The following is a 13275-nucleotide window of genomic DNA, read 5'->3' as shown; positions in this document are numbered from 1 at the left end:
AACTTGAGGTTTTTGTGCCAGCATCTACCCCATCCAACACCCCATCAGTCGAAAACAGCGCGCTCTCCAGAATATGTCGGGTTCTGAACGCTATCCCCAGTGGTCGAGTGGTCACTTATGGTGATCTGGCCGAGATGGCCGGCTACCCCCGAGCGGCCCGCCTGGCTGGTGGGCTGCTGCGCAAGCTGCCCAGGGACACGCGGCTGCCCTGGCACAGGGTTATCAATGCGCAGGGGCGAATCTCATTGCCGGAGCCCGGCGCCTCCCGTCAACGCAGGCGCCTGGAAAATGAGGGCATCACCTTCCTGAATGGCCGGGTGGATATGGCCAGATACCGCTGGTACCCATAAAAGCAACGGAAATATCGGACCCGGCTGCCATCCTGGCGCAATCTGCCGAGAAGGGATACCTGTGCGCCCATATGCATCCTGGGGAGCCTCTATGCCTCCTCACCATTACCACTCCAGGGGGCGACGGCGAACAGCAACAGCATTCCCGGAATCGCCAGGGCAGCACACAACAAAAAGAAATTGGTCCATCCCATGGACTCCACCAGAAAGCCCGTTGAAGCATTCACAAGCGTTCTCGGCAACAGGGTCAAGGCACTGAATAAAGCAAATTGTGTGGCAGTGTGCAATTTACTGGTCGTGCGGGCGAGAAAGGCGATGAGTACCGCTGTGCCCAGCCCAACCCCCAAATACTCAAAGGCAATAACGACGGCTAAAAGCCATAGGCTGGGGTTGAAGCCCGGTGTTCCCACCAAATCCCCATTGACCTCGGACAAGATCATAAAGCCAAATATCGATAGAAACTGAACAACGCCGAAAATCCACAGGCATTTATTGATGCCAATCCGGACGATCAACAGACCTCCAAAAAAACCACCGATGGCGGCTGGCCATAGACCGGCATTTTTAGCCACAATACCAATATCTGTCTTGGAGTACCCCATATCCAGGTAGTAGGGGGTGGCCAGTGCCGTAGCCATGTTGTCGCCGAGCTTGTACAGGAACATAAAGGCCAGCACCAAAAGCGCATGCTTGACACCGTTGCGATTGAAAAACTCCACAAACGGTAACACTATGGCATCGCGAAGTGTGCCCGGCCGCGCGGCCGGATGTTTTGGTTCATCGACCGCCAGTGTCATAAAGACGGCAATCAGCATAAACGCTGCGGTTACCCAAAATACCTGATTCCAGGCCAGGTGATCCGACAGGATCAGGCTCAGGGAACCGGGTATCAGACCGGAAATTCGATAGGCATTCGCATAAAAAGAGTTACCCAGTCCCAGTTCCCGGTCCGGGAGGATTTCCCGGCGAAAGGCATCCAATACGATATCCTGGCTGGCACTGAAAAAGGCAACACCAAGGCACAGTGCCGCAATGGTCAAGATACTGAATTGGGGACTGAACATCCCCAGTGCACCAATACAAACAATTAGCAGGAGCTGCATCACCAGCATCCAGCCGCGCCGTCGTCCCAGGATGGGAAAGGCGTATCGCTCCATGAGCGGCGACCAGAGAAATTTCCAGGTGTAGGGCAGTCCCAGCAGGGCAAAAATACCGATGGTTGCCAGGTCCACCCCTTCGGAACGCAGCCAGGCCGGTACCAATTGGACCAGTACAAAGTATGGCATTCCAGAGGCAAAGCCTGTGCCGATACAGATCAGCATACGCCGATTGAATACCGCTTCTCTGACCGTTTCGTGCGTCATAATTTATCGCTTCTTTAAGAAGGTGTTAAACTCCAGGTACCGCATATGACACTGCACGGTTAGTGTCCCCACAGCACCTCAAGCTCAGCCTCGGCCAGTTTATTTGCATTCACATGAAAGCCCACCTTGGCCGGTGAAGCATTTTCATCCAGCGGCAATGACTCCACCTTTAAGGCAAATACCCGGAAGCGATAACGGTGATCGCCGTGCCCTTTGGGCGGGCAGGCACCGCCATATCCCAGGCTCCCATAGTCATTACTGACCTGGATCGCTTCCGGGATCAAACCGTTTTTCAGGTCGCCGGCACCCTCCGGAAGGCTGGTGGTATCCGCGGGAATATTGAACACCACCCAGTGCCACCAGCCACTGCCCGTGGGTGCATCCGGATCGTATACCATGACCGCGTAACTTTTAGTGCCTTCTGGGGCCCCTTTCCAGCTGAGCTGGGGAGACAGATTTTCCCCACCACAACCGCCATAGACATGTGCCAGCGGCATTTTCTGCCCGGGGCTGAGGGAACTGGATGACAACGTCAACTGGCCGGCATGGGATATCACAGCCACCAGTAAAAGTGCTGACGCCACAAGACCCTTGGCGAGTTTGCAGCAAGCTAAACGGCAAAATCCAAAGTGCATAGCCAAAATCCCCATTGTTACTCTCCCACAGTGGCCAACAGCCCGGAGGCCTTGTCCAGATCCAGGTTGCCGCCCGTCAAGACAATTGCGATATGTTTATTGCGAAAGCGGGCCCCGTGTTCCAGTACTGCAGCGAAGCCCACCGCGGCGGAGGGCTCCACCAGTTGTTTGGTGCGGGTCCATAACAGCCGCATGGCCCGCACAATACCATTTTCTGATACTGTCACAATATCCCGTACTGTGCGGCGAATGATCGTGTAGTTCCTGCGCCCGAGTGTTGTACGCAGGCCATCGGCAATCGTCTGCGGTTGATGGCTGGTAATATGCACACCGCTACGCAGTGAACGCTGGGCATCATCCGCACTGGCGGGCTCGGCACCAATAACCAGCATATCAGGGGCCAATGCCGCCATTGCCAGGCCGATACCCGCGAGCAAACCACCCCCACCGACAGGCGCCAGAATTACGTCCGGTGTAAAGCCCTGTTCACGGCACTGCTGCACAATTTCCAGGGCAACCGTGCCCTGTCCGGCGATAACTCGGCTGTCATCATAAGGCGGCACTATGTGAGCGCCTGTTTGTTGCACCACCGCCTGCAGGGTCGACTCCCGCTCCGCCAGGCTCGGTCCACAGGGAACGATAACCGCACCATACCCCTCGACCGCCGCGCGCTTCGCCCTGGGCGCGGTATCGGGCATCACAACGGTACAGGGCAAGCCGCGCTCTGCCGCGGCCCAGGCCAGGGCAGCACCGTGATTGCCAGAGGAGTGGGTTGCCACTGCCACCGTCCCTTCCGGCAAGCGGGACAGGGCATTGGCTGCACCGCGCGCCTTGAAGGCACCCACTTTCTGCATATGTTCACATTTAAACCAAACCTTGGCACCACTCAGCCGATCCAGTTGCCTGGAGCGTATCAGTGGGGTTCGGTGAATCGTTCCGGCAATATTTTGTGCGCCAGAAAAGACGTCAGCGCTGGTAGGTAAGTCGTTTCGGTCCGAGGGCATAGTTCTTTTTGTCTTTCTAGTTTAGTGCCGAATGTACCAATCCATTGTCCCCAAAAACCAGTAGCTTGCGTCCTCCTCAGCCGGGCAATCCAGTAAGTCATTCATGGACCGCTTGATCGCCACCCTTAGGAGCCTACGCCACTGGCACCCATGCTCCCAAACGGCAGATTCTGGGTTAGCATAAACATCATACAACCGTTTACGCAGGCGTTACCGGAACTGCACCGGGAAAGAATACGCTTGGCAAGGGCACCACTTCGGGTAAAGATATACAGGACGAGCGGCTTTTCTTGTTGGTTGACAAACTCCTCCACCATTCCGAAGTCGTCCAGCTCGACTATAGGCAGCCGTTGCCCGCTGGCAGATGCCATGCTGCGGAAAGATCACTAGACCTGGTGCGGCCACCGAAAAAATGCCGGGCAAATAAAAGCGCTGTATCTGATTTGCGCACACCCACTCTGATGCAGCCATTTGGTATCAGGCAAATAACACTGCCAGCGCCAAGACGGTCAACCATAGCAGCAGGGCTCTGGACAGCAGGGCCTGCAGGCCCTCAATCTGCGCCCCACACTGGCGCTGGGCCTGTGACAGATCTCCAGTGGCACCACATGCACTGGCATCGATCCCACCCAGAGCCCCCTCGAGATAGGCTTCCAGCACCTGGGCCGTATCCCACTCGCGACACATCAGGCATTGGCGCCAGGCGCGATAACAGCCAGCGAAATTGCCGACAATTGCGAAACTGATCCCCATTACCCTGACCGGCAACCACTCAAGCAGCCACAGCCAGCGCGCCGCAGTGCTAACCCGATCCGCCTCGCCACTGCGCTGTGCATACAGAGCACTCAGGCGAAACAGCAGCGCCCCGGGAATACCCAACACAATAAACCAGAATAAAACCGCAAACAGGCGCTCAAAGGCGCAATAGGCTGCACCGCGAAATACCTGCTCATGCAGTTGTCTGCCATCCGCCGGCTCCTCGTGCAACTCTTTCAGCAAAGGCGAGGCGGCCTCGGTAGCAGCGTTAAGATCACCCCGATACCAGTGACAGAGGTAGTTGGTCAAAACAGCATTAAAATCACCCCGACCCAGGCAGTAGAGCAGCAGTGGCACGCCTGCTAGCAGCACGCCAAGCCCACCCGCAATGGACTCTGCAACGAGCATTAGCACTGCCACCACAATCACTGGTGGCAGTAGGGTGGTAGCAAGCAATAATCCGGCATTGCCCCGTAGCGGTGCCAGCTTGTCCAGGCGTTCACACCACTTGGCAAACCAGTCATCGCGGTGTATGGGAGCACCGGACCCCCAGATTTGTACAAGCGCCAACGTGAATAAAACAATTAACAGAGTCATAGCGATACCGCTTTAGCCTCCAGTGGAGAAGAAGGCAGGGAGCCAAGGAAAGTGCTGTGCGCCCTGTCTATGCCCGGCCCGGGCAGGCGCCAACCCCAATCACAGCGGGATTGTAACGGTGGTGATTGCCGATACACCAGCAGCGAAAGAAAGAAGCTGTTACCCGGCGACCTGGTGGAGCTCACGCAGGTAGCGTTCCCAGTCAAACCCGGGGCCCGGGTCCAGCTTGCGCCCTGGCGCTATATCGGAGTGACTGGCAATTCTATCGACATCTATAGAGGGATAGGCCCGCATAACAGCTGCACTGACTTCTGCCAGTGCACGATACTGGGCATCGGTATAAATATCTGTATCCAGCCCCTCCAGCTCAATACCAATAGAGAAATCGTTACAGTTGCTGCGGCCTTCGAATTCGGACTTGCCCGCATGCCAGGCGCGCCGGTCCAGGGGGACATACTGTGTGACGATGCCATCGCGATCGATGAGGATATGGGCCGAGACCTGTAAAGCGACGATTTCAGCAAAATAGGGGTGGGCGTCGATATCCAACTGCCCCAGAAAGAAGGCATCGATATAGGGGCCGCCGTATTGTCCCGGTGGCAAGCTGATACTATGGACCACCAGAAGGTCCACAGGGCAGTTTTCGGGCCGCCTGTTGCAGTGGGGACTGGGAACCCGGCGCGCCCCGGACAACCAACCGGCATCCACTTGGTATTTCAATCTGCGATCTCCACTCCAGAGAACCAACCCCGCAAGTTGCCTCAGGGGTTCAGCAGATACCATTTTATGGAAGCGTTGATCGATATGCCAATCCCGTGGAGGCGGTTTGGCTCCATTCATAGTACTCCCCCGTCAGCAACCCGGTCTCCACAGGACCAATCGGGCTGAAACCTAGCCCTGCTCGCTGCGCTTCTTGCGCACATTGCCAATCACTGACTGCAGAGCGCGTTCAAACAGCATTCCGTCATCAAGGGGCAGCAGCTGCGCGCAGCGCAGTGCATGCGCCAACTCCAAACGGCCGAACTCGGCTACCTTGGCGCCATTGCGGTTCACGAAGATAAACTGATCGATATCGCGGATCACTGCGGCCAGGCGACAACGGAACTGCTCCTCATCGGAGCGCTTCAACTCAAACCAGCTACCCTGGGCCAAGCGAAAAGTCATCTGCCAGTGGGGGTCTTCCTTATCGAGAGGCGCCAAACCTTCATGCTCTGGAGAGGCTGCAACCACCTCCGCCTGGGCAACTGCCTGCTCCAGCTCCTCCATTTGCGGCACAGCCACCTCCTGCACTGCAGCGATCTGTTCAGCTACCGGTTCGATATCTGCATCAACAACCGGTTGTGGCTCGCCGGCCCCGGAAACAGTGGCTGCTTTCGGTGGGGGTTCGGCGGCAGCAGGTGCCCGGGGAGCTTCTGGTAGCTGATCCATCGCAGCGACTGCCTTAATTTCACGAGCCACCCGCTCTTTGACCTGGAGTTCGCGCCTTTCGGTAAGGCGTTGTGCCAAGGCAAAGCGCTCGCGATAAATTTCCTTCAAACCGGCAAACATGGATCGCGCCTCGAAGGCATTATAGGAGAGCGCCTCAATACCCTCGCGCAATCGCTCTTGTAAAACCGGCAAAAGCCCAAGGAGCTGCTTGCGGGAATCAGGCATTGGTGCCTGTACACTCCACACCAGATCACGGGCTGTGCGCACGTCGCGATTCCAGGCCTCGCTCTCAGTACCCTCTTTCACACAGGTGAGGAACAGTACGTTATTCCAGACTTTTTGCAGCCAGTCCTGAACCACCGCAGGCAAGTCCCGCTCGGCTACCAAGGCATCCATTACCGCAGCAACACGTGCGCGCGCGGCCTGGGTTTTTGCGCGGCCATCAGCCTCATCCACAACCCGGCGTTCCAGCATTTCCGCACGCTTTCGCTCCCGAATAATAAACTCGCGCAGGGACTCCAGCAGTGTGGAGAAAATATTAATATCCCGATCGAACTCCCCGAGAACGCGCTCAACAATCTGGGAAATCTCGCGGTATAGAGGGTCAGTTTCATGGTCCTCAGGCGCCTGCCATCCAGTGGCTGCATCGGCGAGTTCATTGAGCAGCTTGCGTGCGGGGTGGCCCCCCTTGCTAAAGAATGATTTATCGGCAATCGCAACCTTGAGTAGCGGCAGCTGCAAACGGCCGAGTTGGGATTTAATCGGTGTGGCAAGACTGCGGTCTTCCAGAATAAAGGAAAACAACATCTCCACCAGCTTGATCACATCGGTGTCCACTTTTGCCAGTGAAGCTGCCTGATGGGCATCCACCAGGCGCTGCTGCAGCAGGTCGCCAACATTCAACAGTTGGGCCGCACCGGGATCCTGATAATGGGCTCCGCTTTGCAGGGCGTTCAGGTGAGTGAGCAGGTCCCCAGCGGGCATTGGCGCCATACCGGCGGTAGCTGGCACCAATCCCGGGGCAAAGTGGCCACTGACGGGAATCCCCGATGCAACCTGGGCAGCGCCCTCTCCGGCATGACCGACACCAGCTGCCGGGACCGCACCCGGATTGCCGGGGCCTCGCCCTGCAGGATAGGCTGGAGGCCGTCGCGCTGCGCGCTGCTGTTCCCGCAGCGAGGGCAGCACCCCCTGCTCCACCAACAGCTGATTGCAGAATTCGTAAAAGTCCCGTAGCTGCAGCATCACTTCCTGCTCAAATTTTTTCAGCAGCGTGAGGCGGGCACGAATATGGAGGTCCAGTGCCTGTATGGATGCCACAAACGCATCGCAAATCACATCAGGACCGAGGGGATTGTTTTTATCGTAGACCTTGACTGAATAGAGCGTATCCAGGCGCACACACAGCTCGGCGAGTGGTTCGGCAAAATCGCGCTTGGCATTGGCCACCATGGTGTCCGCAGCAACCAGTTGCTCCAGATCATCATTGTGCACCAACGACAGGCTGTCCGGGGCAAAGCCGGGCTCTTCCTCCTGTTCCCGACGGATTTGGAAGGCCTGCTCCACATTGCCGACAAAGCGCTCGACAATATTGCGACGCTCCACACGCAGCAGGCGCAGAGCCTGGAACATACCGTCTTGCTCTTCCTGGCCATGGGCGCGTTCGGCCATGGCAAAAAGTGAGTCATCCACTTTGCCAAACAGTGCCTTGACCCGCTCGCGCAGCTCGGCACTGGCCTTTTCCTTTAGCAGCACAATGACCGAAGGCAGGACAGCGGGTTTGCCCATAGCCGCCTCTTGCCGTCCCGCGCTTTTCTCCGAGAGGGAAACAACCTTGCTGGATTCACTCATTTCCAAGAGGCCCTTCGCATGCCGTCCGGTCTATTGTGCATTTGCTGACACCAAAACCCTGTCAGCCCGGTGAGTCCCGGGAAAGTACCCAGTCTCGCTATTGCCGAGATCCCGTACCCGCTGTCCCAGGATGTCCGATCTCATAAAATACGTTCGGTATTCTGCGGAAAAACGCAAAAAGCCGCCTGATGCACCTCAGGTTCCAGCGGCATAAACCCGGTGATTTTACCCACTGCCTCAGCGGGCAATCAGGCAATCCGCTTTTCTCGCCCAGTCGATTCTACTCGTGTTAGGGTGTGTTGTTACACAGTTTCACGACATATTTGAGACGCTTGTCACAGCGAATCGTCGACCCAGCTGCTAACTGTGAAGGCGTCCACAGGGGGGTGTGGGCACCTCGCCCTGGACAATCAAATATTCGTTTTTTTGGTAAACTCCCACCGCGTTTAACACGAGGTTCCCCGATGCACCCACGAGACAGTGCCATTCCAAACATCATGCCCGATCTGCAACGGGCTGTGCGAACAGCGCTGGAGGAAGATATCGGCAGCGGCGATATCACCGCGCAGCTGGTCCCCCCGGATCACACCGCGCGCGCGCACGTCACTGCCCGTGAGGGCTGCATCCTGAGCGGGCGCGCCTGGGTGGAGGCAGTGTTTCAGCAGCTCGATGCCGGCCTGAATTTATACTGGCACTTTGCCGACGGTGACCGGATAGCCACCGACACCGTCCTGCTCGAACTGGAGGGCAATGCGCGGGCGATTCTCACCGGGGAGCGGACCGCGTTGAATTTCCTGCAGACCCTTTCCGGCACCGCCACTACCGCCGCGGAGTTTGCCGCGCGGGCCGCCGGAACCGAGGTGAGGATTCTCGACACCCGCAAAACCATTCCCGGCCTGCGCAGTGCGCAAAAGTACGCGGTACTGTGTGGAGGCTGTCACAACCACCGCATCGGACTGTACGATGCCTTCCTGATCAAGGAGAACCATATCGCCGCCGCCGGGGGTATCGATACTGCAGTAGCCCAAGCCAGAATCATCAAGCCCGAGGCCCTGGTAGAGGTTGAAGTGGAGAGTATCGAAGAGCTGCAACAGGCGCTGAAAAGTGGAGCCGATGTCATTATGCTCGACGAGTTTAACGATACAGATACCCGCACCGCCCTGAGGCTGGCGAAAGGCCGGGCCAAAATAGAAATTTCAGGAAGCGTCGACCGGGACCGGATAGAACAGCTGGGGGCACTCGAAGTGGACTATATCTCTTCCGGCAGCCTGACCAAGCACCTGCGCGCAATTGATCTGTCCCTGCGCATTGATCTCTAAAGACCACTTATTGCCAGTGGCTGGCACGGCGCCCAGTCGGCGCTCATACCGTCTTCAGTGGTGGTGCTCTTCCGCCTGCGGGGATTCCATTGCGCCCATAGTGCCATGACCACTGTGATCGCCGTGCCCGCCATGGCCCAGGGCTCCCCAGATTGTCCAGATACCGAATAACAGGATTGCCGCGGCGAACCCCAGGCGAACCCCAGGCCGCTGCACAATGTTGCGCACCTGTACAGCGGCGGCCCCTGTAGCCAGCATGGCCGGCAGAGTGCCCAGGCCAAAGGTGAACATCGCCATGGCCGAGCGCTCGGCACTGCCCTGGGCCAGGGCGAAGGTCAGTGCGCTATACACCAGGCCGCAAGGCAGCCAGCCCCACAGGGCACCCAGCGCAACGGCCTGCCCGGCGGAATGCACTGGCAACAGCTTCGCCGAGAGCGGCTGCACATAACGCCACAAATAACTGCCCCCCCTCTCCAGCCACACCAGGCCGCGCCAAATGCCGGCAACATAAAGCGCCATGGCTATCAGCATAATGCCCGCCGCAAACCGCAGCGGCGTGAGTACCGGAATAATGGCTGCACCCACAGCGCCGACAAGTGCCCCCATCAGGGTGTAACTGCCGAGGCGGCCCAGTTGATAGGACCCCAGCTGTACCCAGGCAGTCTGTCTACCCGGCACGGCCATGCCGAGGGCACCCGAGATACCCCCACACATGCCGATACAATGGCTACTGCCGAGAAAGCCGATGGCGAGCGCAGCCGCCAGGAAACCCCAATCCCCCACTGGTTACTTCTCCCCGTCTGCGCCTGCTGCGGGTTGGTCCCGCGCATCGTCCTCAAACAAAATTCTCCGCCCCTCGGTGTCCAGATCATCGTACTGGCCATTGTTCACCGCCCAGAAAAAAAGCTTGAGCGCCAAGGCAACAAACACCACCGCAATGGGAATCAGGAAGTAGAGACTGCCCACAATGTACTCCTCTCTTTTAATCTGCGAGACCCGGCTCAAGCCCGGGTAGCGGGCTGAGCGCGTTCATGACCGGCACCCTGGCACGGGACAGGCGCAAAGCGTTGAGCACCACCACCAGTGAACTGGCCGACATGCCTATGGCAGCGGCCCAGGGCGGCACCAGACCAGACACCGCCAGGGGCAGCGCCAGGGCGTTGTACCCCAGCGCCCAGGCCAGGTTCTGCCGCACAATCCGGCGGCATTGATGGGCCAGGGCGATGGATTGCGGCAAAACCTGCAGATTGCCCTGTAACAAAATCGCATCGGCGCGGGACTGCGCCAGATCGGCTGCGGACATCATCGCAACCGAAGCGTCGGCGCCAGAGAGTACCGGCACATCGTTCAGGCCATCACCCACCATCAGCACCCGTTCACCCTCACGCTGCAAGCGCTGCATATGGGAGAGTTTGTCTTCCGGCGACGCTCCGGCGCGGAAGTTGGCGATGCCCGCCTGCGCAGCCAAGCGCTGCACTTCGCCGGATTGATCACCACTGAGCAACTCCACGGACAAACCGAGCCTGTGCAGCTGTTGCACCGCCTCCCGGGCTGAAGCGCGCAGCTTATCTCCCAGGGCAATCCAGGCAATGGGACCGCTATTGTCGGCGAGCAGTATCCACTGCCCCCCTCCCGCTGGCGGAACAACGGCTACCCTCGCGGCAAAACCCCCACTGCCCAGGCGGTAAGCCGCCCCTTCAACCAGCCCTTCAAGACCCCGACCCGTATGCACCTTGACCTGGCTGGCAAGCCGATTGCCGCGCCAGGCGCGAAACGCGCGGGCGAGGGGATGCCGGGTCTGGGATTCCAGTGCGGCAGCCACCTCCTTCACCCGCTGTTCATCCCACCCAGTACGCAATAACACAATCTGCAGGATGCGCGGCTCACCGCGGGTCAGGGTACCGGTTTTATCGAACACCACCCGGTTGATACGGGGCAGGGTTTGCAGGAGGTTGCCGCCGGCCACCAACAGCCCCAACTGCTGCAGGCGCAGGGTGGCGGAAGCCAGTGCCGCCGGCGTCGCCAGCGACAGCGCACAGGGGCAGGTCACCACCAGCACCGACAGGGCCACCCAGAAGGCGCGGCTGGGATCCAGTTGCCACCAGAGGGCAAAAGCCCCCAGAGCCGCAAGCAACACGGCCCCCACAAAGACACCGGCGACCCGGTCGGCCAGGGCCACCTGGCTGGGTTTTTCCAGTTGGGCCCGCTCCACCAGGCGCTCAATGGCCGACAATCTTGTGAATTTACCCGCTGCCGTCACCCGCACAATCAGGCTGGAATCGCCGTTCACACTGCCGGCATACACCGGGCTGCCCGCGAATTTCCGCTGCAGGGCCGACTCACCGCTGAGCAGCGATTCATCCACGCCGCTCTCCCCTTCCACAACTTCGCCATCCGCGGGCACAGTATCGCCGGGGCGCAACAGAATCCGGTCCCCCTCGGCCAGTGCGGCGATGGATACCGCTACTGTTTCATCTCCGTCATACCTGGCCACCGTGATCGGCAGCAACTGGGCCAGGCCACCTCTGGCGAGACCGGCACTGTGACGCGCACGCATTTCCACCGTGCGGCCAAGCAGTAAAAAGAAGGTGAACATGGAAATGGATTCAAAATACACCTCACCGGTACCAGAGACCGTGGCATAAAAGCTGGCCCCATAGGCCAGGCCAATGGCCAGGGAAACCGGCACATCCATCCCCAGGTGGCGTGCGCGCAAACCCCGCAGGGCTGCACTGAAAAACGGCTGTGCGGCATAGAAAACCACTGGCGTCGCTACCAGCAGGGATACCCAGCGGAAAAAGCCCTCGAACTCACCCGCATCACCCGTGCCGGCGCCAAAGTAGAGGGCGATGGCGAACATCATCACCTGCATGGTGCCGAGACCCGCGACCCCCAGGCGGCGCAAGGCGCCGCGGTGCTCGGCCTGAATAACACTTTCGCGGTTGGCAGCAGTGGCAGGGGCCGGGCGATAGCCGATACGCTCAAGTGCGGCAAATAACTGGCTGGGCTTGAACTGCGCGGGATCAAATACGATCTGCGCACGGGAGGTACTGGCATTGACCGAGACTTTTTCAATTCCGGCCAGGTGTGCCAGGTGCTTTTCGATCAGCCACACGCAGGCGGCACAGGTAATACCGCCGACCAGCAGGGCCGCCATTTTGTGCCCGCCGTCCCAGTCGTGCACATACTGCTGCTGCACCTCGGAAAGATCGTAGGCAGCCCAGCGCTCCAGCGACTGGGCCGGTTCCGGGCGCTCACTGGCCCCCTCCCGGTAGCGATAGAATCCGTCCAGGCCGCCGGCAACAATCGCGCTCGCCACCGCCTCGCAACCGGGGCAACACAGATCGCGGGCTTGCCCTTCGATAACTAGTGAGAAGTTGCTGCCGGCGGGGACCGGGAGTCCGCAGTGATAACAGGGCGGGGATGTCATTGACGCGCCGGATTCAGGGGCGCTGCATCGCCCAAGTCAAAGTTAATCTCTCCCTTCAGGCGCCACTTGGCACTCTGGTGCTTTTGTGGGTCGAGCTCAGGCATCAGTCGCAGGTACCAGCGGCTGTTCAGTTCGGTGGGGACAGTGCCCGTATAGCGGCCGACAGATACCCGGGACAATACGATATGCTGATCCAGGTCCTCCTCCGCCGGGTGGCTGAGGGTGAGCAACAACTGCTCCGGGTAGTCTGTGTTGCCGTTCAGTTCGACAATAGCCGCTCGCGCCCCACGCTGAAACTGCACCATGGCCGCCAGCCCCAGTGCCTGGGCGCGCTGGTCCTGTTCCGCGGAAAAGTGGTACATGCGGTTTTCTTTGTGGTAGGTGTCGCTGACCGTATCGTCGGCGTGACGCACGGCGATGGAAACCGTGATGGAGGAGACTACCAGCACCGCAATCAGCGGGGCCAGCACCATCCAGGCCCAGAATTCCCGATACCAGGGTTTTGCCGTTGGTTCTTTCATCGCGTTACCAGAAATCACTG

At 59.1% G+C, this 13275-nt stretch carries 13 protein-coding genes; 2 read left to right on the top strand and 11 right to left on the bottom strand.

Going from position 1 to position 13275, the window contains the following annotated elements; translation table 11 throughout:
- The first annotated feature begins 14 nt into the window (after positions 1-14).
- Entirely contained in the window at positions 15-350 is a 336-nt protein-coding gene (locus tag Q1A48_RS10340) for an MGMT family protein (protein WP_299944430.1), read from the top strand.
- Between the two features lie 89 nt (positions 351-439).
- On the opposite strand, the gene Q1A48_RS10335 is transcribed toward Q1A48_RS10340, so the two are convergent.
- From Q1A48_RS10335 to Q1A48_RS10305, 7 genes are all read right to left on the bottom strand, one after another.
- Positions 440-1714, bottom strand: a complete 1275-nt coding sequence (locus tag Q1A48_RS10335) for an AmpG family muropeptide MFS transporter (protein WP_299944427.1) — start codon at positions 1712-1714, stop codon at positions 440-442.
- A gap of 59 nt (positions 1715-1773) precedes the next feature.
- On the bottom strand, positions 1774-2364 hold the full coding sequence (locus Q1A48_RS10330) for a YbhB/YbcL family Raf kinase inhibitor-like protein (RefSeq protein ID WP_299944425.1): 591 nt from the start codon (positions 2362-2364) through the stop codon (positions 1774-1776).
- A gap of 2 nt (positions 2365-2366) precedes the next feature.
- Positions 2367-3353, bottom strand: coding sequence for a threonine/serine dehydratase (locus Q1A48_RS10325; RefSeq protein ID WP_299944424.1), 987 nt, complete (start codon positions 3351-3353; stop codon positions 2367-2369).
- A gap of 125 nt (positions 3354-3478) precedes the next feature.
- Positions 3479-3724: a hypothetical protein gene (locus Q1A48_RS10320; protein ID WP_299944422.1), complete on the bottom strand. Its 246-nt coding sequence runs from the start codon at positions 3722-3724 to the stop codon at positions 3479-3481.
- 106 nt (positions 3725-3830) lie between these two features.
- Entirely contained in the window at positions 3831-4706 is an 876-nt protein-coding gene (gene ampE / locus Q1A48_RS10315) for a regulatory signaling modulator protein AmpE (RefSeq protein WP_299944420.1), read from the bottom strand.
- Between the two features lie 159 nt (positions 4707-4865).
- Entirely contained in the window at positions 4866-5546 is a 681-nt protein-coding gene (gene ampD / locus Q1A48_RS10310) for a 1,6-anhydro-N-acetylmuramyl-L-alanine amidase AmpD (RefSeq protein WP_299944418.1), read from the bottom strand.
- 51 nt (positions 5547-5597) lie between these two features.
- Complete coding sequence (locus Q1A48_RS10305; RefSeq protein ID WP_299944416.1) at positions 5598-7985, bottom strand: DUF1631 domain-containing protein; 2388 nt, start codon at positions 7983-7985, stop codon at positions 5598-5600.
- A gap of 464 nt (positions 7986-8449) precedes the next feature.
- Here Q1A48_RS10305 and nadC point away from each other — a divergent pair, with 464 nt between their 5' ends.
- Entirely contained in the window at positions 8450-9304 is an 855-nt protein-coding gene (gene nadC, locus Q1A48_RS10300) for a carboxylating nicotinate-nucleotide diphosphorylase (RefSeq protein ID WP_299944414.1), read from the top strand.
- Between the two features lie 54 nt (positions 9305-9358).
- On the opposite strand, the gene Q1A48_RS10295 is transcribed toward nadC, so the two are convergent.
- From Q1A48_RS10295 to Q1A48_RS10280, 4 genes are read right to left on the bottom strand one after another with little or no spacing between them, the layout of a single operon-like run.
- Positions 9359-10087 (bottom strand): sulfite exporter TauE/SafE family protein, encoded by a 729-nt coding sequence (locus tag Q1A48_RS10295; RefSeq protein WP_299944412.1) that lies wholly within the window; start codon positions 10085-10087, stop codon positions 9359-9361.
- A 3-nt stretch (positions 10088-10090) separates the two neighbouring features.
- Positions 10091-10270, bottom strand: coding sequence for a cbb3-type cytochrome oxidase assembly protein CcoS (ccoS, locus tag Q1A48_RS10290; protein WP_299944410.1), 180 nt, complete (start codon positions 10268-10270; stop codon positions 10091-10093).
- Positions 10271-10286: 16 nt separating this feature from the next.
- Positions 10287-12734 (bottom strand): heavy metal translocating P-type ATPase, encoded by a 2448-nt coding sequence (locus Q1A48_RS10285; protein WP_299944408.1) that lies wholly within the window; start codon positions 12732-12734, stop codon positions 10287-10289.
- Positions 12731-13255, bottom strand: coding sequence for a FixH family protein (locus Q1A48_RS10280; RefSeq protein ID WP_299944403.1), 525 nt, complete (start codon positions 13253-13255; stop codon positions 12731-12733). The genes Q1A48_RS10285 and Q1A48_RS10280 overlap by 4 nt, the downstream gene beginning before the upstream one ends.
- Between the last annotated feature and the right edge of the window lie 20 nt (positions 13256-13275).

Source organism: uncultured Microbulbifer sp., from assembly GCF_947489355.1.
In the GTDB taxonomy this organism is placed as follows: Bacteria; Pseudomonadota; Gammaproteobacteria; order Pseudomonadales; family Cellvibrionaceae; genus Microbulbifer.
Note: the sequence above shows the minus strand (reverse complement) of the source record. Positions and strands in the feature narration are given on the sequence as shown.